This window comes from Pseudacidovorax sp. RU35E (assembly GCF_900156165.1).
Taxonomy (GTDB): Bacteria; Pseudomonadota; Gammaproteobacteria; order Burkholderiales; family Burkholderiaceae_C; genus Xenophilus.
On record NZ_FTMY01000002.1, the window covers coordinates 298,402 to 315,032 of the forward strand.

19 protein-coding genes are annotated in these 16,631 nt (G+C 64.6%); 8 read left to right on the forward strand and 11 right to left on the reverse strand.

All coding sequences use genetic code 11. The annotated features are described in order from the left end of the window. Window positions 1–38: 38 nt before the first annotated feature. Window positions 39–278 carry a hypothetical protein gene (locus BXA03_RS04280; RefSeq protein WP_017757288.1) on the forward strand — a complete coding sequence of 80 codons (240 nt, stop codon included), beginning with the start codon at window positions 39–41 and terminating at the stop codon, window positions 276–278. Window positions 279–372: 94 nt separating this feature from the next. On the opposite strand, the gene BXA03_RS04285 is transcribed toward BXA03_RS04280, so the two are convergent. Beyond that, entirely contained in the window at window positions 373–1,194 is an 822-nt protein-coding gene (locus BXA03_RS04285; protein WP_076504213.1) for a metal-dependent hydrolase, read from the reverse strand. Between the two features lie 143 nt (window positions 1,195–1,337). On the opposite strand from BXA03_RS04285, the gene BXA03_RS04290 reads away from it, so the two are divergent. Further along, the gene (locus BXA03_RS04290; protein ID WP_076504216.1) at window positions 1,338–1,928 is read left to right on the forward strand and encodes a TetR/AcrR family transcriptional regulator; all 591 of its coding nucleotides are present in this window, start codon (window positions 1,338–1,340) and stop codon (window positions 1,926–1,928) included. A gap of 3 nt (window positions 1,929–1,931) precedes the next feature. Here the strand turns inward: BXA03_RS04290 and BXA03_RS04295 are convergent, their stop codons facing one another. Then, entirely contained in the window at window positions 1,932–4,076 is a 2,145-nt protein-coding gene (locus BXA03_RS04295; RefSeq protein ID WP_076504219.1) for a sodium-translocating pyrophosphatase, read from the reverse strand. Window positions 4,077–4,311: 235 nt separating this feature from the next. Between BXA03_RS04295 and ppa the strand changes: the two genes are divergently transcribed. Next, entirely contained in the window at window positions 4,312–4,839 is a 528-nt protein-coding gene (gene ppa / locus BXA03_RS04300) for an inorganic diphosphatase (RefSeq protein WP_076504222.1), read from the forward strand. Window positions 4,840–4,919: 80 nt separating this feature from the next. Here the strand turns inward: ppa and BXA03_RS04305 are convergent, their stop codons facing one another. The 3 genes from BXA03_RS04305 to BXA03_RS04315 all read right to left on the reverse strand — a co-directional run bounded on the left by BXA03_RS04305 (window position 4,920) and on the right by BXA03_RS04315 (window position 7,700). Then, window positions 4,920–5,552 carry a YitT family protein gene (locus BXA03_RS04305; protein WP_076504225.1) on the reverse strand — a complete coding sequence of 211 codons (633 nt, stop codon included), beginning with the start codon at window positions 5,550–5,552 and terminating at the stop codon, window positions 4,920–4,922. Window positions 5,553–5,632: 80 nt separating this feature from the next. Next, window positions 5,633–6,817: a GNAT family N-acetyltransferase gene (locus BXA03_RS04310; protein WP_076504228.1), complete on the reverse strand. Its 1,185-nt coding sequence runs from the start codon at window positions 6,815–6,817 to the stop codon at window positions 5,633–5,635. Between the two features lie 7 nt (window positions 6,818–6,824). Further along, window positions 6,825–7,700, reverse strand: coding sequence for a DMT family transporter (locus BXA03_RS04315; protein ID WP_200803329.1), 876 nt, complete (start codon window positions 7,698–7,700; stop codon window positions 6,825–6,827). Window positions 7,701–7,922: 222 nt separating this feature from the next. On the opposite strand from BXA03_RS04315, the gene BXA03_RS04320 reads away from it, so the two are divergent. Then, window positions 7,923–8,261: a P-II family nitrogen regulator gene (locus tag BXA03_RS04320; protein ID WP_076504234.1), complete on the forward strand. Its 339-nt coding sequence runs from the start codon at window positions 7,923–7,925 to the stop codon at window positions 8,259–8,261. 59 nt (window positions 8,262–8,320) lie between these two features. Here the strand turns inward: BXA03_RS04320 and BXA03_RS04325 are convergent, their stop codons facing one another. From BXA03_RS04325 to BXA03_RS04350, 6 genes are read right to left on the reverse strand one after another with little or no spacing between them, the layout of a single operon-like run. Continuing rightward, complete coding sequence (locus tag BXA03_RS04325; RefSeq protein WP_076504237.1) at window positions 8,321–8,917, reverse strand: LOG family protein; 597 nt, start codon at window positions 8,915–8,917, stop codon at window positions 8,321–8,323. A gap of 17 nt (window positions 8,918–8,934) precedes the next feature. Next, window positions 8,935–9,336: a diacylglycerol kinase gene (locus tag BXA03_RS04330; RefSeq protein WP_076504240.1), complete on the reverse strand. Its 402-nt coding sequence runs from the start codon at window positions 9,334–9,336 to the stop codon at window positions 8,935–8,937. Then, the gene (locus BXA03_RS04335) at window positions 9,333–9,887 is read right to left on the reverse strand and encodes an RDD family protein (RefSeq protein WP_076504243.1); all 555 of its coding nucleotides are present in this window, start codon (window positions 9,885–9,887) and stop codon (window positions 9,333–9,335) included. The genes BXA03_RS04330 and BXA03_RS04335 overlap by 4 nt, the downstream gene beginning before the upstream one ends. 22 nt (window positions 9,888–9,909) lie before the next feature. After that, the gene (locus BXA03_RS04340; RefSeq protein WP_076504246.1) at window positions 9,910–10,656 is read right to left on the reverse strand and encodes a DUF3106 domain-containing protein; all 747 of its coding nucleotides are present in this window, start codon (window positions 10,654–10,656) and stop codon (window positions 9,910–9,912) included. Window positions 10,657–10,667: 11 nt separating this feature from the next. Next, window positions 10,668–11,090, reverse strand: coding sequence for a DUF3619 family protein (locus tag BXA03_RS04345; protein ID WP_076504249.1), 423 nt, complete (start codon window positions 11,088–11,090; stop codon window positions 10,668–10,670). After that, entirely contained in the window at window positions 11,087–11,659 is a 573-nt protein-coding gene (locus tag BXA03_RS04350; RefSeq protein ID WP_076504252.1) for an RNA polymerase sigma factor, read from the reverse strand. The genes BXA03_RS04345 and BXA03_RS04350 overlap by 4 nt, the downstream gene beginning before the upstream one ends. A gap of 292 nt (window positions 11,660–11,951) precedes the next feature. Between BXA03_RS04350 and BXA03_RS04355 the strand changes: the two genes are divergently transcribed. From BXA03_RS04355 to pssA, 4 genes are all read left to right on the forward strand, one after another. After that, the gene (locus tag BXA03_RS04355; RefSeq protein WP_076504255.1) at window positions 11,952–13,718 is read left to right on the forward strand and encodes an acetolactate synthase 3 catalytic subunit; all 1,767 of its coding nucleotides are present in this window, start codon (window positions 11,952–11,954) and stop codon (window positions 13,716–13,718) included. 127 nt (window positions 13,719–13,845) lie between these two features. Next, the gene (ilvN, locus tag BXA03_RS04360; protein ID WP_017759053.1) at window positions 13,846–14,337 is read left to right on the forward strand and encodes an acetolactate synthase small subunit; all 492 of its coding nucleotides are present in this window, start codon (window positions 13,846–13,848) and stop codon (window positions 14,335–14,337) included. Window positions 14,338–14,488: 151 nt separating this feature from the next. Then, window positions 14,489–15,505: a ketol-acid reductoisomerase gene (ilvC, locus tag BXA03_RS04365; protein ID WP_076504258.1), complete on the forward strand. Its 1,017-nt coding sequence runs from the start codon at window positions 14,489–14,491 to the stop codon at window positions 15,503–15,505. Window positions 15,506–15,686: 181 nt separating this feature from the next. After that, window positions 15,687–16,511, forward strand: a complete 825-nt coding sequence (gene pssA, locus BXA03_RS04370) for a CDP-diacylglycerol--serine O-phosphatidyltransferase (RefSeq protein WP_076504843.1) — start codon at window positions 15,687–15,689, stop codon at window positions 16,509–16,511. Window positions 16,512–16,631: the final 120 nt, after the last annotated feature.

Sequence of the window (16,631 nt, forward strand, 5' to 3'; positions counted from 1 at the left end):
TGCCGTCCGCGGCGTGTTCGTTCAACAGGGAGGCGCTGATGGCCAGCTCTGATGTCAAGACGACCATGGACGAGGCTGGGCTGCGCTACAAGTCCAAGACTCCCGGTTCTCCCTTCAAGGCATCGTCCTCTTTCAGCGGTGCAACCATGTCGTGCTTCCTGTGCGGCAAACACCGTCCGCGTTCCTTGATGCAGACGAAGCGGGTGCTGGGCAAGGCGCAGCCCGTCTGCGCGCCTTCTTGCAAGGAGCTGGAAGCCACGCTCAAGGGCGGCGGCTGAACTGATTCCTCCACACGGGGGCGTGCCAGGGTGACGGCACGGGTTCCCGAACGATGAAAGGCGGGCGCGACCCGCCTTCGTCGTTTGGCCGACGTCAATTCGCGCCGACGGGCGTGTAGCTTCCGCGATTGGCGTCCAGCCACTGCTGCGCCAGGGTGCTCTCCTGCTCCGACGGGTGAAATTCCGGGCGGAAGTACGCGCGCCACGCGCCGACATTGCTGCGCAGCAGGCCGTCGCGATTCATCAAGGTTTGCCAGGCGTCCCGCCAGGTCGAACGCTTCCACAGCTGTTTTTCGTGCCGGAGGTTGCTCACGGTTTGACGCAGCAGGTCAGACAGGAAAAGGGTGGTGACGCGGCGCATCCAGCGTCGCCGCCATTTCTCGGAGCCGCCCACGGCGCGGTACAGGTCGAAGGCGGTGCATTTGTGCTCCGACTCTTCGGCGGCGTGCCACATCCACATCGTGCGCAACCGAGGCTCGACGCCCTGCAGTGTTTGAGGATGGCGTAGCAGCCAGTCCGCAAAGATCGCCGTGAAATGTTCCGTGGCGGCGGTGATCGCCAGGGCATGCCGCGGGTCCTGGTCCTCCAACAGCTTCCTCCGGCGCGTCACGCGAGGCGTCCAATGGTCGTCCAGGCCCTGGCGGGAGAGCTGGCCGTTGAACAAGGCATGAATCCGGCGGTGGGTGGCTTCCTGTCCAATGAACCCGCGGACTTCCGCTTGCCATTGCTGTTGGGCGTCCTCCGACAGCATCGGTACGGCGCCGCGAACGGCGTCGATGAAAAACTGTTCCCCGAATGGAAAGCTCATCGACAGCGCATTGAAGAAGGCCGTCCGGAACGCATTGCCCGCGCACCACTGACGTTCGAACGGGGTTTCGAGGTCGATCAACAGTCGTCGGATCACGAGCTGGCTCATAGGAAATTCGCCTTTCTGGACGTGGTACGTCAGCGTACCACGCCCATTGTCCAACGTTTTGGTACGCCCACGTACCGCGGCAGCATCAACGGTGTGGTTTTGTACGATCGCCGTTTCACCTTGCCTTGGTCCACCCCTCTTGCATGAACACGTCAGTCGCAGCCGATACGAAGATTCCCGATGTCGGCCACCGCGAGCGCCTGCTGCAAGGCATGGCCCGGGCTGTTGCAGCGCGCGGCTACACGCAGACGTCCATTGCCGACATCGTGCGCGAGGCCGCAGTGTCGCGGCGTACGTTCTACGAACATTTCTCCGGCAAGACTGCATGTCTTCTGGCGCTCTATGAGACCGCGAGCGGCGTGGCGCTCGGTGTGCTGGCCGAAGCGGTCGATGCGGATCGGCCTTGGCAGGCACAGATCGAGGGCGCCGTGCGCGCCTATCTGGAGTGCCTGGCGGCCGATCCCGTGCTCCTGCGAACGCTGTTCGTGGAAATCCTCGGCCTCGGCCTTGAGGGGCTCGCGGTGCGTCGCCGCGTCCATCGGGCCATCGTCGACTTCATCTGCGCCGCTGTACCCGATGCGCAGGGAAAGCCTCTGGATCGAGAGATGGGCATGACGGTCGTCGGCGGCATCCACGAACTGGTGCTGCATGCCGTGGAGGAGGGGCGCGAGGCCGACCTCACGGCCCTGGTCGGCCCGGCCACCCGCCTGGTGCGAGCGGTGGCGCTGCGCTGACGTTCAGCGCCCGCGTGCCACGGGGCTTGTGGCGGTGAGGGGCGCCTGCGCCACACGGCTGACGGCGGAATCGCCATTGCCGGTCGTTAGCCCGGGCTGCGGTGCATGGAACTGAACCACCAGCGGCACGATGAGCAGCGCCACGATGTTGATGATCTTGATCAGCGGGTTGACGGCCGGGCCGGCGGTGTCCTTGTAGGGATCGCCGACCGTGTCGCCCGTGACGGCCGCCTTGTGCGCCTCGCTGCCCTTGCCGCCGAAATGGCCGTCCTCGATGTACTTCTTGGCGTTGTCCCAGGCGCCGCCGCCGGTGCACATCGAGATCGCGACGAACAGGCCGGTGACGATGGTGCCCATCAGCAGGCCCCCCAGCGCCTTGGGACCCAGGACCAGGCCCACCAAGATGGGCACCAGCACCGGGAGCAGCGACGGGATCATCATCTCCTTGATGGCCGCGCTGGTGAGCATGCCAACCGCCTTGCCATATTCGGGCTTGCCCGTGCCGTCCATGATGCCGGGGATGGTGCGGAACTGGCGGCGGACTTCCTCGACCACGGCGCCAGCCGCTCGTCCCACAGCCTCCATGGCCATCGCGCCGAAGAGGTAGGGAATCAGGCCGCCGATGAACAGGCCGACGATGACCATCGGATCGGACAGGTTGAAGTCGATGGCCTGACCGTAGCTTTCGAGCTTGTGCGTGTAGTCCGCAAACAGCACCAGCGCGGCGAGCCCTGCAGAGCCGATGGCGTAGCCCTTGGTCACGGCCTTGGTCGTGTTGCCGACGGCGTCCAGCGGATCCGTCACGTCGCGCACGGCCGAGGGCAGTTCCGCCATCTCCGCAATGCCGCCGGCGTTGTCGGTGATGGGCCCGTAGGCATCCAGTGCCACGACGATGCCGGCCATCGACAACATCGACGTCGCGGCGACTGCCACACCATAGAGGCCGGCCAGCGTGTAGGCGGCGATGATTGCGGCGCAGACGAAGATCACGGGCCAGGCGGTCGAGCGCATCGACACCCCAAGTCCGGCAATGATGTTCGTCCCATGGCCGGTGGTGGAGGCCTGCGCGACGTGCTGCACCGGTTTGTACTGCGTCCCCGTGTAGTACTCGGTGATCCACACCAACGCGGCCGTGAGCGCAAGGCCCACGAAGCAGGCGCCGAACAGGCGCATCTGGCTGCCGGCCGCGACCACCGCGTTGTCGGGCATGAGCCAGGATGTGACGAACCAGAAGGCGATGAGCGACAGCACGCCTGCGACCGCCAGCCCGCGGTAGAGCGCCGGCATCACATTGGTCATGCCGGGTGAAGCCTTGACGAAGAAGCAGCCGACGATGGACGCGAGGATCGAGACGCCGCCCAGAGCCAGCGGATAGAGCACGGCATTCGCCGGTGCTGCCGTGACCATCAGTGCGCCCAGCACCATGGTCGCGATCAGCGTGACGGCGTAGGTCTCGAACAGGTCGGCCGCCATCCCGGCGCAGTCGCCGACGTTGTCGCCGACGTTGTCGGCGATCACGGCGGGGTTGCGCGGATCGTCCTCTGGGATGCCGGCTTCGACCTTGCCGACGAGGTCAGCCCCGACGTCGGCACCCTTGGTGAAGATGCCACCGCCCAAGCGCGCAAAGATCGAGATGAGCGAGGAGCCGAAAGCAAAGCCGATCAAGGGATTGAGTGCTTGCGGCGTCGCCGTGCCCGCTCCCAGGAAGGCATAGAAGCCTGCCACGCCCAGCAGGCCCAGCCCAACGACGAGCATGCCGGTGATGGCGCCGCCCCGGAACGCCACTTGCAGTGCGGGGCCGATGCCCTGTGCCGCCGCCTGCGCCGTGCGCACGTTGGCACGCACCGACACGTTCATGCCGATGAAGCCACAGGCACCAGACAGCACCGCGCCGATCACGAAGCCCGCGGCTGTCAGGATGTCGAGAAAGAGCGCGATGAGCACGGCGAGCGCTGCGCCCACGATGCCGATGGCGGTGTACTGCTTGGCGAGGTAGGCCGAGGCGCCCGCCTGGATCGCGGCTGCGATCTCCTGCATGCGTGCATTGCCTGGATCGCGGGAAAGAATCCAGCTTCGCGCCCAGATGCCATAGACGACGGCGATCAGCCCGCAGGCGATCACCGCATACAAAGGGAAGTTGCCACTCATTGCCGTCTCCATGTGGTTGTGAAGACGCCAGCTGGGACCCTGCCACAACGCGCCGGGCCCAACTGCCGCCGCGTTGCTTCCTCGATGCTGGTGCGGAACGTGCCGCGCATTGATTGGCCAACGCACTGAATTTACAGGCAAAGTGCGCCGCTGTCAGGCTCGTGTCGGCCCGCTGGCTAAACTCGGGGTTTGCCCCGAGCCCCGGGGCGAACGCCATACCAACCAAAGACAAGCCATGTCCTTCGACAAAATCCCCCCGGGCCCCAAGGCCCCTGAAGAATTCCACGTCGTCATCGAGATCCCGATGAACGCCGACCCGATCAAGTACGAAGTGGACAAGGAAACCGGTGCGATCTTCGTCGACCGCTTCATGACCACGGCGATGTACTACCCCACCAACTACGGTTACGTGCCCCAGACGCTGTCGGGCGATGGCGACCCGGTGGATGTTCTGGTGGTCACGCCCTATCCGCTGATGCCGGGTGTGGTGGTCAAGTGCCGTGCGCTCGGCATCCTGAAGATGGAAGACGAAGCAGGGATCGATGGCAAGGTGCTGGCCGTGCCCACCGACAAGATCCTGCCGATCTACAGCCACTGGAAGACGGTGGATGATGTGAACCAGATGCGCCTGAAGGCCATCAGCCATTTCTTCGAGCACTACAAGGACCTGGAAGCGGGCAAGTGGGTCAAGGTGCTGGGTTGGGACGGCATTGAGGCCGCCCACAAGGAAATCACAGACGGTATCGCCGCATACAAGAAGTAATCCGCCCTGCGGATTGCGCTTCCCAGCCCGCCTTGGCGGGCTTTTTTTATGTGCGCACGGCGCCGCCGGCGCGGTGCAGGTCAGAAGCCCAGGTAGCGTCCGGGCTTGTGGTTGATGGCCAGCACTGCGTTGAGGGCGACGGCACCGGCAATGGACAGCATCACCCGCTGGGGCTCCACCAGTGCAAAAGCGGTGGCAACGATGAGGCAATCGAACGCCATCTGCACTTGGCCTGCACGCCAGCCCTTCTTCTCCTGCAGCCAGATCGCGAGGATGCCGATGCCGCCCAGGCTGCAGCGGTGCCGGAACAGGATCAGGAAGCCGGTGCCGGTCACCAGCCCGCCCGCGAGCGCGGCATACAGCGGCTGCAGGCGGTCGAAGTGGAGGAGTGTTGGCTGCCACACGCTCAGCGAGGACAGCGACGCGACTGCCAGGAAAGTCTTGACCGTGAACGCAAGACCCAGCTTGCGCCAGGCCAGCCAGTAGAAGGGCAGATTGAGCAGGAAGAACAACGTGCCAAAGCTGGCCCCGCTGCCGTAGTGCAGGAGAAAGGCGATGCCGGCGGTGCCGCCTGTCAGCAGCCCGGCCGTGGTGAACAGCGCCACGCCCATCGAGATGAGCAGGGTGCCGCTGGCGATGGCCAGCGCATCCTCCCACAAGGCGTGGCGGGTCCTAGCCCCCGGAGTGGAGGCAACAGTGGCTGGGTCGGTCATCGACCGAGCTTAGCCGCCGACGCGTGTGGCGGGGCTGACGTGGCGCAGCAATGCGCCTGCGAATGCGTGGAGCGCAGCAGTCAGGTCCGGAAGGGGCTGCGCTCGCCAAGTTCCGACAGATAGGCCGACACACCTACGTCTTCACGCTCGAGAAAGCGCTCCACCGCATCCGCGAACGCCGGATGGGCCAGCCAGTGGGCACTGCTGGTCTTGACGGGCATCAGCGCCCGGGCCATCTTGTGCTCGCCCTGGGCGCCGCCCTCGAAGCGATGCACCTGATTCGCGATGCACCACTCGATGGGCTGGTAATAGCAGGCCTCGAAATGCAGGCAGTCGACCCGCTCCAGGGCACCCCAGTAGCGTCCATAGGCAATGCCACGCCCCGCGGCATCGGCGCCCAGGCCGATCAGGCTGCAGGCCATGGGGCGGCCCTCGCGTTCTGCCACGAAGAGCAGCCAGGCATCGGGCAATTGGGTCGCCATGCGATGAAAGAAGTCCCGGGTCAGGTAGGGCGGGTTGCCGTGCTCCCGGTATGTGCGCGCATAGCAGCGATAGAAGAAGTCCCAGTCGGTGCCGCGGATGTCCGCGCCACGCGCCCAACGAAAGCGCACGCCGCTCTCGGCGACCTTGCGGCGTTCCTGCCGGATCTTCTTGCGCTTCTCCTGATTGAGGGCCGCAAGGAAATCGTCGAAGTCCCGATAGGGGAGTGCCGAATCCTTCGACGCCGGATGCATGTTCTCCCAGTGGAATTGCACGGTGTGCCGCAGCATGAGCCCTGCGGCTTCACAGGCGGCGATGTCCTCTTCTTGGCCGAACAACAGGTGCAGGGACGACAGATCGTTGTCCGAAGCCCATGCCATCAGCGACTGGACGAGCGCGAGGCGCGTGGGCGCGTCGACCGCCATCAGCCGGGCGCCGGGCACTGGCGTGAAAGGAACGGCCACAAGCGCCTTGGGGTAGTAGCGCAACCCATGCTGCTCGTATGCATTGGCCCAGGCCCAGTCGAAGACGTACTCGCCATAGGAATGCGACTTGAGGTAAAGCGGACACGCGCCCACCAGCTCACTGCCCCGCCACAGTGTGGCAAAGGCGGGCGTCCAACCCGTCTGTTCGGTCGCGCTGCCGCTCGCATGCAGCGCGGCGAGATATTCGTGACGCATGAAGGGCGTGGGAGCGGCCTGCCGGGCGTGCAGGGCGTTCCACGCGTCCGCATCGATCCGCTGCGGGTCGGGGACGATCCTGAATTCCAACGAAGTGCGAGTCATGGCGGCCTCACTCCGCGCCCGCTGGGCGCCGTCGGCGCTCGGCGATCCAGATGCCGCCTAGCACGAGCGCGAGGGCCACGAGGTGGAAGGCATGCAGCGGCTCGCTCAGCACCAGCACTGCCAGCAATGGTCCGAAGATCGGCGTCAGGTTGACGAAGACGCCCGCGCGTTCAGGCCCGATCAGCGAGACAGCCTGGATGAAGGTGATCTGCGACACGAACGAAGGCAGCAGCCCGACGAAGAGCATCAACGCCCAGCCTGTGGGCGTGGGCGCGAAAAATCGATCTGTGGCGATCTCGAAAGCCAGCAGGGGCAGCGAAGTCAGGGCCGCGACGCCCGCGGCCGCCGCAAAAAAGACGATGGGCGGCACGGGCGGGCGGCGGGTCAGTCCCAGCATGTAGCCCGCATAGAACAAGCTGGCCAGAAGCATCCAGACGTCGCCAACATTGAAGTCGAGCGTGGCCAAAACGTGGAACTGTCCTCTGGAGGCCACGACGGCGCAGCCTGCCAGGGTGACGGCCACGCCCAGTGCCTGCATTGCCCTGAAACGCCGGCCCGCGAACACGAAGCTTCCGATCAGTACCAGCACCGGGATCGTGCCCTGGATGATGGCGATGTTGATGGCCGAGGTATGGTGGGCCGCGGCGTAGAACAGGGCGTTGAAGGCCGTGAAGCCCGCCGTGCCCATCACGGCGACCAGCCGCCAAGACCGGGCCACGGTTCGCCAGTGGTGCGCAATGGCGTGCCGAGCCGTCAACCACAGTGCCACGCAGCAGATCGTCCAGCGCGCGGTGGTCAGCATCATGGGCGAGATGTTGCCTACCGCGAGCCGTGCGGCCACGGCATTGCATCCCCACATCAAGGTCGTGAACACCAACAGCATGGTGGCACTCTGGCTGGCGCGCCTATATGCGGCGGCAATCCCTCGGGAGGCAGTCTGGGAGGTCGGAGGCATGGATCGGCGAGCGTAGCAGCCGGTCGCCCGGCGCGCTTGGGCTCTGGTCGAATGACATAATTTCCTGGCATTGGCAGCGCTCTCTCACCGGTCGGTCGGTCCCGCTGTCCCTGCGGCCTTTCGCATCCAACCTCACTCAGGAACATCGCCATGAAGCAGATCACCGCCATCGTCAAACCCTTCAAGCTCGACGACGTGCGCGAGGCGCTGGGTCAGGTGGGTGTTTCGGGGCTGACGGTGACCGAGGTGAAAGGCTTCGGTCGGCAAAAGGGTCACACCGAGCTCTACCGCGGCGCAGAGTACGTGGTGGATTTCCTGCCGAAGATGAAGGTCGAAGTGGTGGTGGCCGACGCCGATGTCGAGAACTGCGTGGACGCGATCGTGACGGCCGCGCGCACGGGCAAGATCGGCGATGGCAAGATCTTTGTGACCGAGGTCGAGCGCGTGGTGCGGATTCGCACTGGCGAGGAAGACGAGAGCGCCGTCTGACGGCCTCCGACCTGCGTATCGAACCACGCCCATTGGCGGCACAACGGCCGCCGGACTCGTCAGATGTTCTGGTTCAGCAAGGGGGCGCGGCGATCCACGGGGGCTTGTTGCCGCAGCTTCTCCAGGAGCGGCTCCAGGCTTGAACCCGATTCGATCAGGCCCAGCTGCCAATCGTTCATCAGGCCGGCCTGGATGCTCTGGTCGGCAAAGGCCAACAATCCGTCGTAGTAGCCCGCGACGTTGAGCAGCCCGATCGGCTTGTCGTGGTAGCCGAGCTGGCGCCAAGTCCACATCTCGAAAAGTTCCTCGAAGGTGCCGATGCCGCCCGGCAATGCCAGGAAGGCGTGTGCACGCTCGGCCATCATGGCCTTGCGCTCATGCATGGTGTCGACCACGTGCAGTTCGTCGCACAGCGTGTTGGCCAGTTCCTTGTCGACCAGCGCCTTGGGAATGATGCCGACCACGCGGCCACCGGCAAGCCGGGTGGCCTCCGCCACGGCGCCCATCAAGCCGGTGCGCCCGCCACCGTAGACCAACTGACCACCGTTCTTGCCGATCCAACGACCCGTGGCTTCGGCGGACTGCAGATATTCCGGCCGCGTTCCCGGACGGGAGCCGCAGTACACGCAGACGGAAAAGGTGGCAGGGTGACTCATCGTGCTGGGCTCCGCGTTCAGGCCAGAAAACGTTGCCAAAGGGCGGCAAGCCAAATGCCACCCGTCAGCAGGCTGGTGATGAACACGGCGGCGCTGCCCATGTCCTTGGCACGCTTCGACAGGTCGTGCCACTCGGGTCCAATCCGATCGATGGCGGCTTCGACCGCCGTGTTGAGCAATTCCACGATCATGAGGAGTGCCACGCCAGCGATCAGCAGCGCCGTCTCAACCCAGCTCTGCCCCACCACGAATGCCAGCGGCACAAGGACGATCGCAAGACATGCTTCCATCCTGAAAGCCGGTTCATCCCACCCTGCCTTCAGGCCGTGGAGGGAATACAGGGTGGCATGCCAAAGACGATCGAGACCCTTGCGCGCCTTCTGCGGATTGGCATGCAGGGTGGGGTCGGGAGTGCTCATCGGGGAGGAGAAGTGGCATCGACGATGCGGGTGCCTGCCCACGCGTCGTGCCAGAACTGTTGTTGAGGATGAAAGCGCGCCAGGAGTGCCCAGACGAGCACCCAGCCCGTCAGCAGAACGGTGACTTCGCCACCGCTGACTTTGAAGGGAAGGGCATGGATCGCCGCAAGCGGCGGCAGGAACCACACCCAGCTGAGCAGGTAGCGAACCAGCGCCCGGCCTTGGGATGGCGTGCGGCCCTGCCGGTCGACCAGCCGCAACTTCCAGGTCTTCATGGCCAAGGTCTGGCCTCGTGACCAGAACACGGTGAAGTAGATCCCGAACACCACGAATAGAAACGCTTGAAAAAGCGGTCGGCGGGTGTCCATGGCGTCCCGCATCTGGCCCAGCGTGCTGAAAAGCCAGCCAGCGACGAAGACCACCGCAAAGAGGAGCAGGCCTTCATACAGCCAGCAGGCCATGCGTCGCCAGATCCCGGGTGTGCCGGCTGCGGTCGACGGTGGTTGAAGATCGGCGGGAGAGGATGAAGCCCGGGGGTGCAACGAAGGCATGCCCTATTGTCGGACACGCGGACTACGGCGCCGTGGCAGTCGGCTCAGAAGCTTGCCGGCCAGGCAGTGCGCCGTTGCCTGACGGGGCACCCACGCTATCGCCCACCGGCGCTGCGTTGGCGACTTCGGGCCCCGGCGAGGGCGTGATCTGGATGCGAGGCCCGCCATGCGGCTGTTGAAAGGCAGCGGCAGGCACCGGCACCAATTTGTCGGCGGGCACGGGCCGTGCTGCAGGCGCCGCGCCGATGCTGCGGCCGCCAGCGCTTTCAGCCAGCTTCCGGCGCTCGTCTTCGCTCAGTGCCTGGTAGGCCTCCCATTTGGCCTTCAGCTGATCGGCCGGTGCCAGATTGCGGACTTCTGCGAAATTCAGCCGGGCCAACGCGCGCTCGCGCGGACTCAGCGCGGCCCAGTCGGTCATGCGTGCATGCAGTTTTGCCTGCTCGGCCGTACCGATCCGGTCGAAGTTGCGCGACAAGGCGATCCACTTGCGGCGCTGGGCATCGCTCAAGGTGTTCCAGTGCGGGGCGAGAGGTGCAAGTGCCTGCTGCTGCGCCTTGGTCAGCGTGGTCCACCGCGGGCCACTGCGCGACGATGTGGCGGGTCTGGCCTGCGGGGCGACTGCACTGGGCTCGCCCGCGTGTACGGCCAACGGGTATGCGCCGACCGCCGTGAGCGCCAGGGTCACCGCCAGGACGTTGCGCTTGAGCAACGCGGCGGCCAATCCAAACCCAGGGCTGGAGCAAGGTTGGGGTGTTGCCAGGACGGTCATTAAGACCTCCATCACTGGTGCGCAGCGGCCGCGTTGGCCTTCAGGAACTGGGCAAAGCCCGGGTCGGTGTATGCAGCGGGCGGTAGATCGTCGGTCAGCAGGGCGGCGTCGACCTCTGCCAATTCGGCTGTGCGGCGCTCTTCCTGTGTGAGGCCAATCGTGAGAAGCCCGAACGTCAGCAGAAGCAATGGCACAACGGCCAGCGCGCGCTGCCACCATCCTCGCCCGCCAAGCAGGGCGCTGCCCCCGCTGTCGACCACGACCGTATGCGTCAGCTCGCGCTTTCGTTGGGCGAGTGCCTGCATACGAGCTGCCCTCAGGCGCTCACTGATGTCGTGCGGCACGGTGTGGACGCCTGCGTTGAGCCGGGCAGCGATGGCCCGGCCGAACAGGTCTTCCGGTGTGGAGGTGGCGGAGGTGCGTGTCGAAGTCATGGCGGCAGAAACCCTTTCGCCTTGAGGGCGCGGCTGAGTGCCTGGATGGCCCGGGAGCAGTGCGTCTTGACGCTGCCTTCTGAGCAACCCATTGCGGCGGCTGTCTCGGACACATCCATCTCCTCCCAGTAACGCAACAGGAAAGCTTCTCGTTGACGAATGGGGAGTGCCGCGATCTCGGATTCGATCTGATGAAAAATCTGGGTGCGCCGCGTGACGTCTTCCGCGCTTTCGGTTTCGCGCGTATCCAAGTCGCCATTGAAGCTGGCGAGCAGGTCGAAGTCGCCGGCGTCATCATCAACGCCCTCGAAGTCGCTCAGGTTGGAAAACAGCGCACGTCGCGTCTTCTGACGCCGGAACCAGTCGAGCGTGCAGTTCGACAGGATGCGCTGAAAAAGCATCGGCAGTTCGGCCGGCGGTTTGTCACCGTAGTGCTCTGCCAGCTTCATCATGCTGTCCTGCACGATGTCCAAAGCAGCCTCTTCGTCGCGAACGTGGTAGAGCGAGCGTTTGAATGCACGCTTCTCGACGCTCTTGAGGAAGTCTGAGAGTTCTTGTTCGGTGGCCAAGCGCGGGTTGCCGTAGGGCGCGAGAGGTGGAGCGACTGCAGGGTGCCGGCAGGAGGCTGTGACAAACACACGCCGGCAGACGATTTGATTATTGCATCGGCCAGTTGGATGCTGGCTTTCGTCCTACGCGGTGTCATAATCCGCGATTCGCAATCAAAAGGCAAACGGGTCAAAGTCCGGCGGTTCACCTGTCCGCCCATGGTTTTGGCCTCAAGTCCTGACGCGGCCCCACAAGGGCTGGCAAGGGGCACCCAAGGTTTTTCGTTCCCGAAAACTCGGAAGGTTCATCAAAATGGAAATCTCCAAGGCTGAGAGCGCCGCCGTCGCGGCTGGCCAACCTCAAGAACTCATGGGCTCTGAAGTGCTGATCAAGGCACTGCAGGCCGAAGGCGTGAAGTACATCTGGGGCTATCCCGGTGGCGCCGTTCTTTACATCTACGACGCGCTCTACAAGCAGGACACCATTCAGCACGTGCTGGTGCGTCACGAGCAGGCCGCCGTGCATGCCGCTGACGGCTATGCCCGCGCCACTGGTGACGTGGGCGTCGCGCTGGTCACGTCCGGCCCCGGCCTGACGAATGCCGTCACCGGCATTGCCACGGCGTACATGGATTCGATCCCCATGGTGATCGTCGCTGGCCAAGTGCCGACGGCCGCCATCGGCCTGGACGCCTTCCAGGAATGCGACACCGTCGGCATCACCCGGCCGATCGTGAAGCACAACTTCCTGGTCAAGGATCCCAAGGATCTGGCAGCGACCATGAAGAAGGCCTTCCACATCGCGCGCAGCGGCCGCCCCGGCCCGGTGGTGGTGGACGTGCCCAAGGACGTGTCCTTCAAGAAGGTCGCCTACCACGGCTACCCGGACAAGATTGAGATGCGCTCGTACAACCCCGTGCGCAAGGGTCACGGCGGTCAGATCCGCAAGGCGCTGCAACTGCTGCTGACGGCGAAGCGCCCTTACATCTACACCGGCGGCGGTGTGCTGCTGGGCAATGCCACCAACGAACTGCGTACGCTGGTGGACATGCTGGGCTATCCGGTCACCAACACGCTGATGGGCCTGGGCGCCTATCCGGCGAGCGACCGCAAGTTCCTGGGCATGCTTGGCATGCACGGCACCATCGAAGCCAACAACGCGATGCAGAACTGCGACGTGCTGCTGGCCGTCGGAGCGCGCTTCGACGACCGCGTGATCGGCAACCCCAAGCACTTCGCGCAGAACGAACGCAAGATCATCCACATCGACATCGACCCGTCCAGCATCTCCAAGCGGGTGAAGGTGGATGTGCCGATCGTCGGCGACGTCAAGGACGTGCTGACCGAGCTGATTTCGATGATCCGCGAGAGCGGCACCAAGCCCGACGGCGGTGCGTTGGCGGATTGGTGGAAGACGATCGAGACCTGGCGCAGCCGCGACTGCCTGAAGTACGACCGCGACAACAAGGATGTAATCAAGCCCCAGTACGTCGTCGAGACGCTGTGGAACATGACCAAGGACGTCGAGGCCTATGTGTGCTCCGACGTCGGCCAGCATCAGATGTGGGCCGCGCAGTACTACCGTTTCGACGAGCCGCGCCGCTGGATCAATTCCGGCGGCCTGGGCACGATGGGCGTGGGCATTCCCTACGCCATGGGCATCAAGCTGGCCAAGCCGGAGGCGGAGGTCTTCACCATCACCGGTGAAGGCTCGGTGCAGATGTGCATCCAGGAGCTGTCGACCTGCCTGCAGTACAACACGCCGATCAAGATCTGCTCGCTGAACAACCGCTACCTGGGCATGGTGCGCCAGTGGCAGGAGATCGAATACTCCGGCCGCTACAGCCACAGCTACATGGACGCGCTGCCCAACTTCGTGAAGCTCGCCGAGGCCTACGGCCACGTCGGCATGCTGATCGAGCGGCCGCAGGACGTCGAACCCGCGCTGCGTGAGGCCCGCAAGCTCAAGGACCGCACCGTGTTCATGGACTTCCGCACCGACCCCACCGAGAACGTGTTCCCGATGGTGCAGGCCGGCAAGGGCATCACCGAGATGCTGCTGGGCAGCGAAGACCTTTGACGTACCGGGCGTCGCCGGCGTGTCCGGTCGGGCGCCTTCTTCCCCTTTCTTTCAGACGAATCTATTGCCCGCCAAGCCTGCGCATTACCGTGTGCAGGGGAGGGCGGCGAAAAGAGGAATCGACATCATGAAGCACATCATTGCCGTGCTGCTCGAGAACGAGCCCGGCGCACTCTCCCGCGTGGTTGGGCTGTTCTCGGCCCGCGGCTACAACATCGAGTCGCTGACGGTGGCCCCCACCGAAGACCCGAGCCTGTCGCGCATGACCATCCAGACCCAGGGTTCGGACGACGTGATCGAGCAGATCACCAAGCACCTCAACCGCCTCATCGAGGTGGTCAAGGTGGTCGACCTGACCGAAGGTGCCTACACCGAGCGCGAGCTCATGATGGTGAAGGTGCGCGCCGTGGGCAAGGAGCGCGAGGAGATGAAGCGCATGGCCGACATCTTCCGCGGCCGCATCATCGACGTGACCGACAAGAGCTACACCATCGAGCTCACGGGCGACCACGGCAAGAACGACGCCTTCCTCGACGCCATCGACCGCAGTGCCATCCTTGAGACGGTGCGAACGGGTCCGAGCGGCATCGGCCGCGGCGAGCGCATCCTGCGCGTGTGACGACATCGGGGCTCGGTCCTTGTCCGTCCGGTCCGAGCCTGTCGAAGCCCCGCGAGCCAGCCGGCCTGCGGGACTGCAATGAGCCCTTCGACAGGCTCAGCACGGACGGCATCCACGCATCGCAAACGCATCATCCAACCGGAGAGAAGACATGAAAGTTTTTTACGACAAGGACTGTGACCTGAGCCTGATCAAGGGCAAGACGGTCGCCATCATCGGCTACGGCTCGCAGGGCCACGCGCACGCACAGAACCTGAACGACAGCGGCGTGAAGGTCGTGGTCGGCCTGCGCAAGGGCGGCGCTTCGTGGGACAAGGTCGGCAAGGCCGGCCTGAACGTCCTCGAAGTCAATGACGCCGTGAAGTCCGCCGACGTCGTGATGATCCTGCTGCCCGACGAGCAGATCGCCGAGGTCTACAAGAACAACGTCGAGCCCAACATCAAGGAAGGCGCCTCGCTGGCCTTCGCCCACGGCTTCAATGTGCACTACAATCAGGTCGTGCCCCGCGCCGATCTGGACGTGTGGATGGTGGCGCCCAAGGCCCCCGGCCACACCGTGCGTTCCACCTATGCCCAGGGTGGCGGCGTGCCCCATCTCGTGGCCGTGCACCAGGACAAGTCGGGCAAGGCCCGTGACCTGGCCCTGAGCTACGCCATGGCCAACGGCGGCGGCAAGGCCGGCATCATCGAGACCAACTTCAAGGAAGAGACCGAGACCGACCTGTTCGGCGAGCAGGCCGTGCTGTGCGGCGGCGCGGTCGAGCTGATCAAGATGGGCTACGAGACGCTGACCGAAGCCGGCTATGCGCCCGAGATGGCCTACTTCGAGTGCCTGCACGAGCTCAAGCTGATCGTCGACCTGATCTATGAAGGCGGCATCGCCAACATGAACTATTCGATCTCCAACAACGCGGAGTTCGGCGAGTACGTGACCGGCCCCGAGGTGATCAACGAGCAGTCGCGCGCCGCCATGCGCAACGCCCTCAAGCGCATCCAGAACGGCGACTACGCCAAGATGTTCATCCAGGAAGGCCGCCTGAACTATCCCTCGATGACGGCCCGCCGCCGCAACACCGCCGATCACTCGATCGAGCAAGTCGGCGGCCAACTGCGCGCGATGATGCCCTGGATCGCCAAGAACAAGCTGGTCGATCAGAGCCGCAACTGATCGGGCCTTGGCGGGTCATCTCCGCCAGGCGCAAAGGCCACCGCGTGCGGTGGCCTTTTTCTTTGTCGTCACCCTCGATGGCGTGTGCACCGATGTCCTTCGGCAGCCTCGGTACTGCACAGGACGCGACAACGTCATTGACTACACTGCCAAGTTTCCCGGCAGGCCGGAGGCCGAACTCATGCACGACCATTCCCCCTTGAACGACGCGCCGATCCGCAAGCGCCGCAAGGGCATCTACGTACTGCCCAACCTGGTCACGCTGGCGGCGCTGTTCGGTGGCTTCTATGCCATCGTCATGGCCATGAACGGCCGCTTCGACCTGGCCACGGTGGGCGTGTTCTGCGCCATGGTGCTCGACAGCCTGGATGGCCGTGTGGCACGCATGACGCACACCCAGAGCGCCTTCGGCGAGCAGATGGACTCGCTGGCGGACATGGTGTCCTTCGGCGCGGCGCCGGCGCTCATCGCCTACGAATGGTCGCTCAAGGGACTGGGCCGCTGGGGCTGGATCGCTGCCTTCGTGTACTGCGCCTGCGCGGCGCTGCGGCTGGCGCGCTTCAACGTCAACACGGGTGTGGTCGACAAGCGCTGGTTCCAGGGTCTGCCTTCGCCTGCAGCGGCAGCGCTGGTGGCGGGCTTCATCTGGCTGATGACCGACTGGGGTCGGCGCGGCGCCGACGTCTGGTACCTGAGCTGGACGCAGATCACCTGGATCACCTTCTTCTTCACGCTGTACGCGGGACTGTCGATGGTGACCAATGCGCCGTTCTACAGCTTCAAGGACATGCAGATCCGCAAGAGCGTGCCCTTCGCCACGCTGGTGCTGATTGCGCTGGGCATCGCGGTGATCAACATCCATCCGCCCACCGTGCTGTTCTGCCTTTTCGTGCTCTATGGCCTGAGTGGCTACGCGATCTATGCATGGCGCAAGACCAAGGGCCGACCGGTAAGCCTGATCAGCATTTCCACCGATGAGCCAGACGAGCGCGGCTTGCACGAATGATCAAGCCCTGTGTTAGAGTCGCAACCCTCATGAACGTTTTTGCCCTGGCGCTACTACTGGTCTCCCCCGACGGGCGGAGAAGGTAAAGGCGCACGCGCAAAACACCCTCGACACGGCCCG

What these genes read in the sequence shown, in the direction of transcription:
- BXA03_RS04320 (WP_076504234.1), top strand. Translation starts at nt 7,923, where the DNA reads ATGAAGCAGATCACCGCCATCGTCAAACCCTTCAAGCTCGACGACGTG.
- BXA03_RS04325 (WP_076504237.1), bottom strand. Translation starts at nt 8,917, where the DNA reads ATGAGTCACCCTGCCACCTTTTCCGTCTGCGTGTACTGCGGCTCCCGT.
- BXA03_RS04315 (WP_200803329.1), bottom strand. Translation starts at nt 7,700, where the DNA reads ATGCTGTTGGTGTTCACGACCTTGATGTGGGGATGCAATGCCGTGGCC.
- BXA03_RS04340 (WP_076504246.1), bottom strand. Translation starts at nt 10,656, where the DNA reads ATGACCGTCCTGGCAACACCCCAACCTTGCTCCAGCCCTGGGTTTGGA.
- pssA (WP_076504843.1), top strand. Translation starts at nt 15,687, where the DNA reads ATGCACGACCATTCCCCCTTGAACGACGCGCCGATCCGCAAGCGCCGC.
- BXA03_RS04305 (WP_076504225.1), bottom strand. Translation starts at nt 5,552, where the DNA reads ATGACCGACCCAGCCACTGTTGCCTCCACTCCGGGGGCTAGGACCCGC.
- ilvN (WP_017759053.1), top strand. Translation starts at nt 13,846, where the DNA reads ATGAAGCACATCATTGCCGTGCTGCTCGAGAACGAGCCCGGCGCACTC.
- ilvC (WP_076504258.1), top strand. Translation starts at nt 14,489, where the DNA reads ATGAAAGTTTTTTACGACAAGGACTGTGACCTGAGCCTGATCAAGGGC.
- BXA03_RS04345 (WP_076504249.1), bottom strand. Translation starts at nt 11,090, where the DNA reads ATGACTTCGACACGCACCTCCGCCACCTCCACACCGGAAGACCTGTTC.
- BXA03_RS04290 (WP_076504216.1), top strand. Translation starts at nt 1,338, where the DNA reads ATGAACACGTCAGTCGCAGCCGATACGAAGATTCCCGATGTCGGCCAC.
- BXA03_RS04295 (WP_076504219.1), bottom strand. Translation starts at nt 4,076, where the DNA reads ATGAGTGGCAACTTCCCTTTGTATGCGGTGATCGCCTGCGGGCTGATC.
- BXA03_RS04330 (WP_076504240.1), bottom strand. Translation starts at nt 9,336, where the DNA reads ATGAGCACTCCCGACCCCACCCTGCATGCCAATCCGCAGAAGGCGCGC.
- ppa (WP_076504222.1), top strand. Translation starts at nt 4,312, where the DNA reads ATGTCCTTCGACAAAATCCCCCCGGGCCCCAAGGCCCCTGAAGAATTC.
- BXA03_RS04285 (WP_076504213.1), bottom strand. Translation starts at nt 1,194, where the DNA reads ATGAGCCAGCTCGTGATCCGACGACTGTTGATCGACCTCGAAACCCCG.
- BXA03_RS04280 (WP_017757288.1), top strand. Translation starts at nt 39, where the DNA reads ATGGCCAGCTCTGATGTCAAGACGACCATGGACGAGGCTGGGCTGCGC.
- BXA03_RS04310 (WP_076504228.1), bottom strand. Translation starts at nt 6,817, where the DNA reads ATGACTCGCACTTCGTTGGAATTCAGGATCGTCCCCGACCCGCAGCGG.
- BXA03_RS04335 (WP_076504243.1), bottom strand. Translation starts at nt 9,887, where the DNA reads ATGCCTTCGTTGCACCCCCGGGCTTCATCCTCTCCCGCCGATCTTCAA.
- BXA03_RS04355 (WP_076504255.1), top strand. Translation starts at nt 11,952, where the DNA reads ATGGAAATCTCCAAGGCTGAGAGCGCCGCCGTCGCGGCTGGCCAACCT.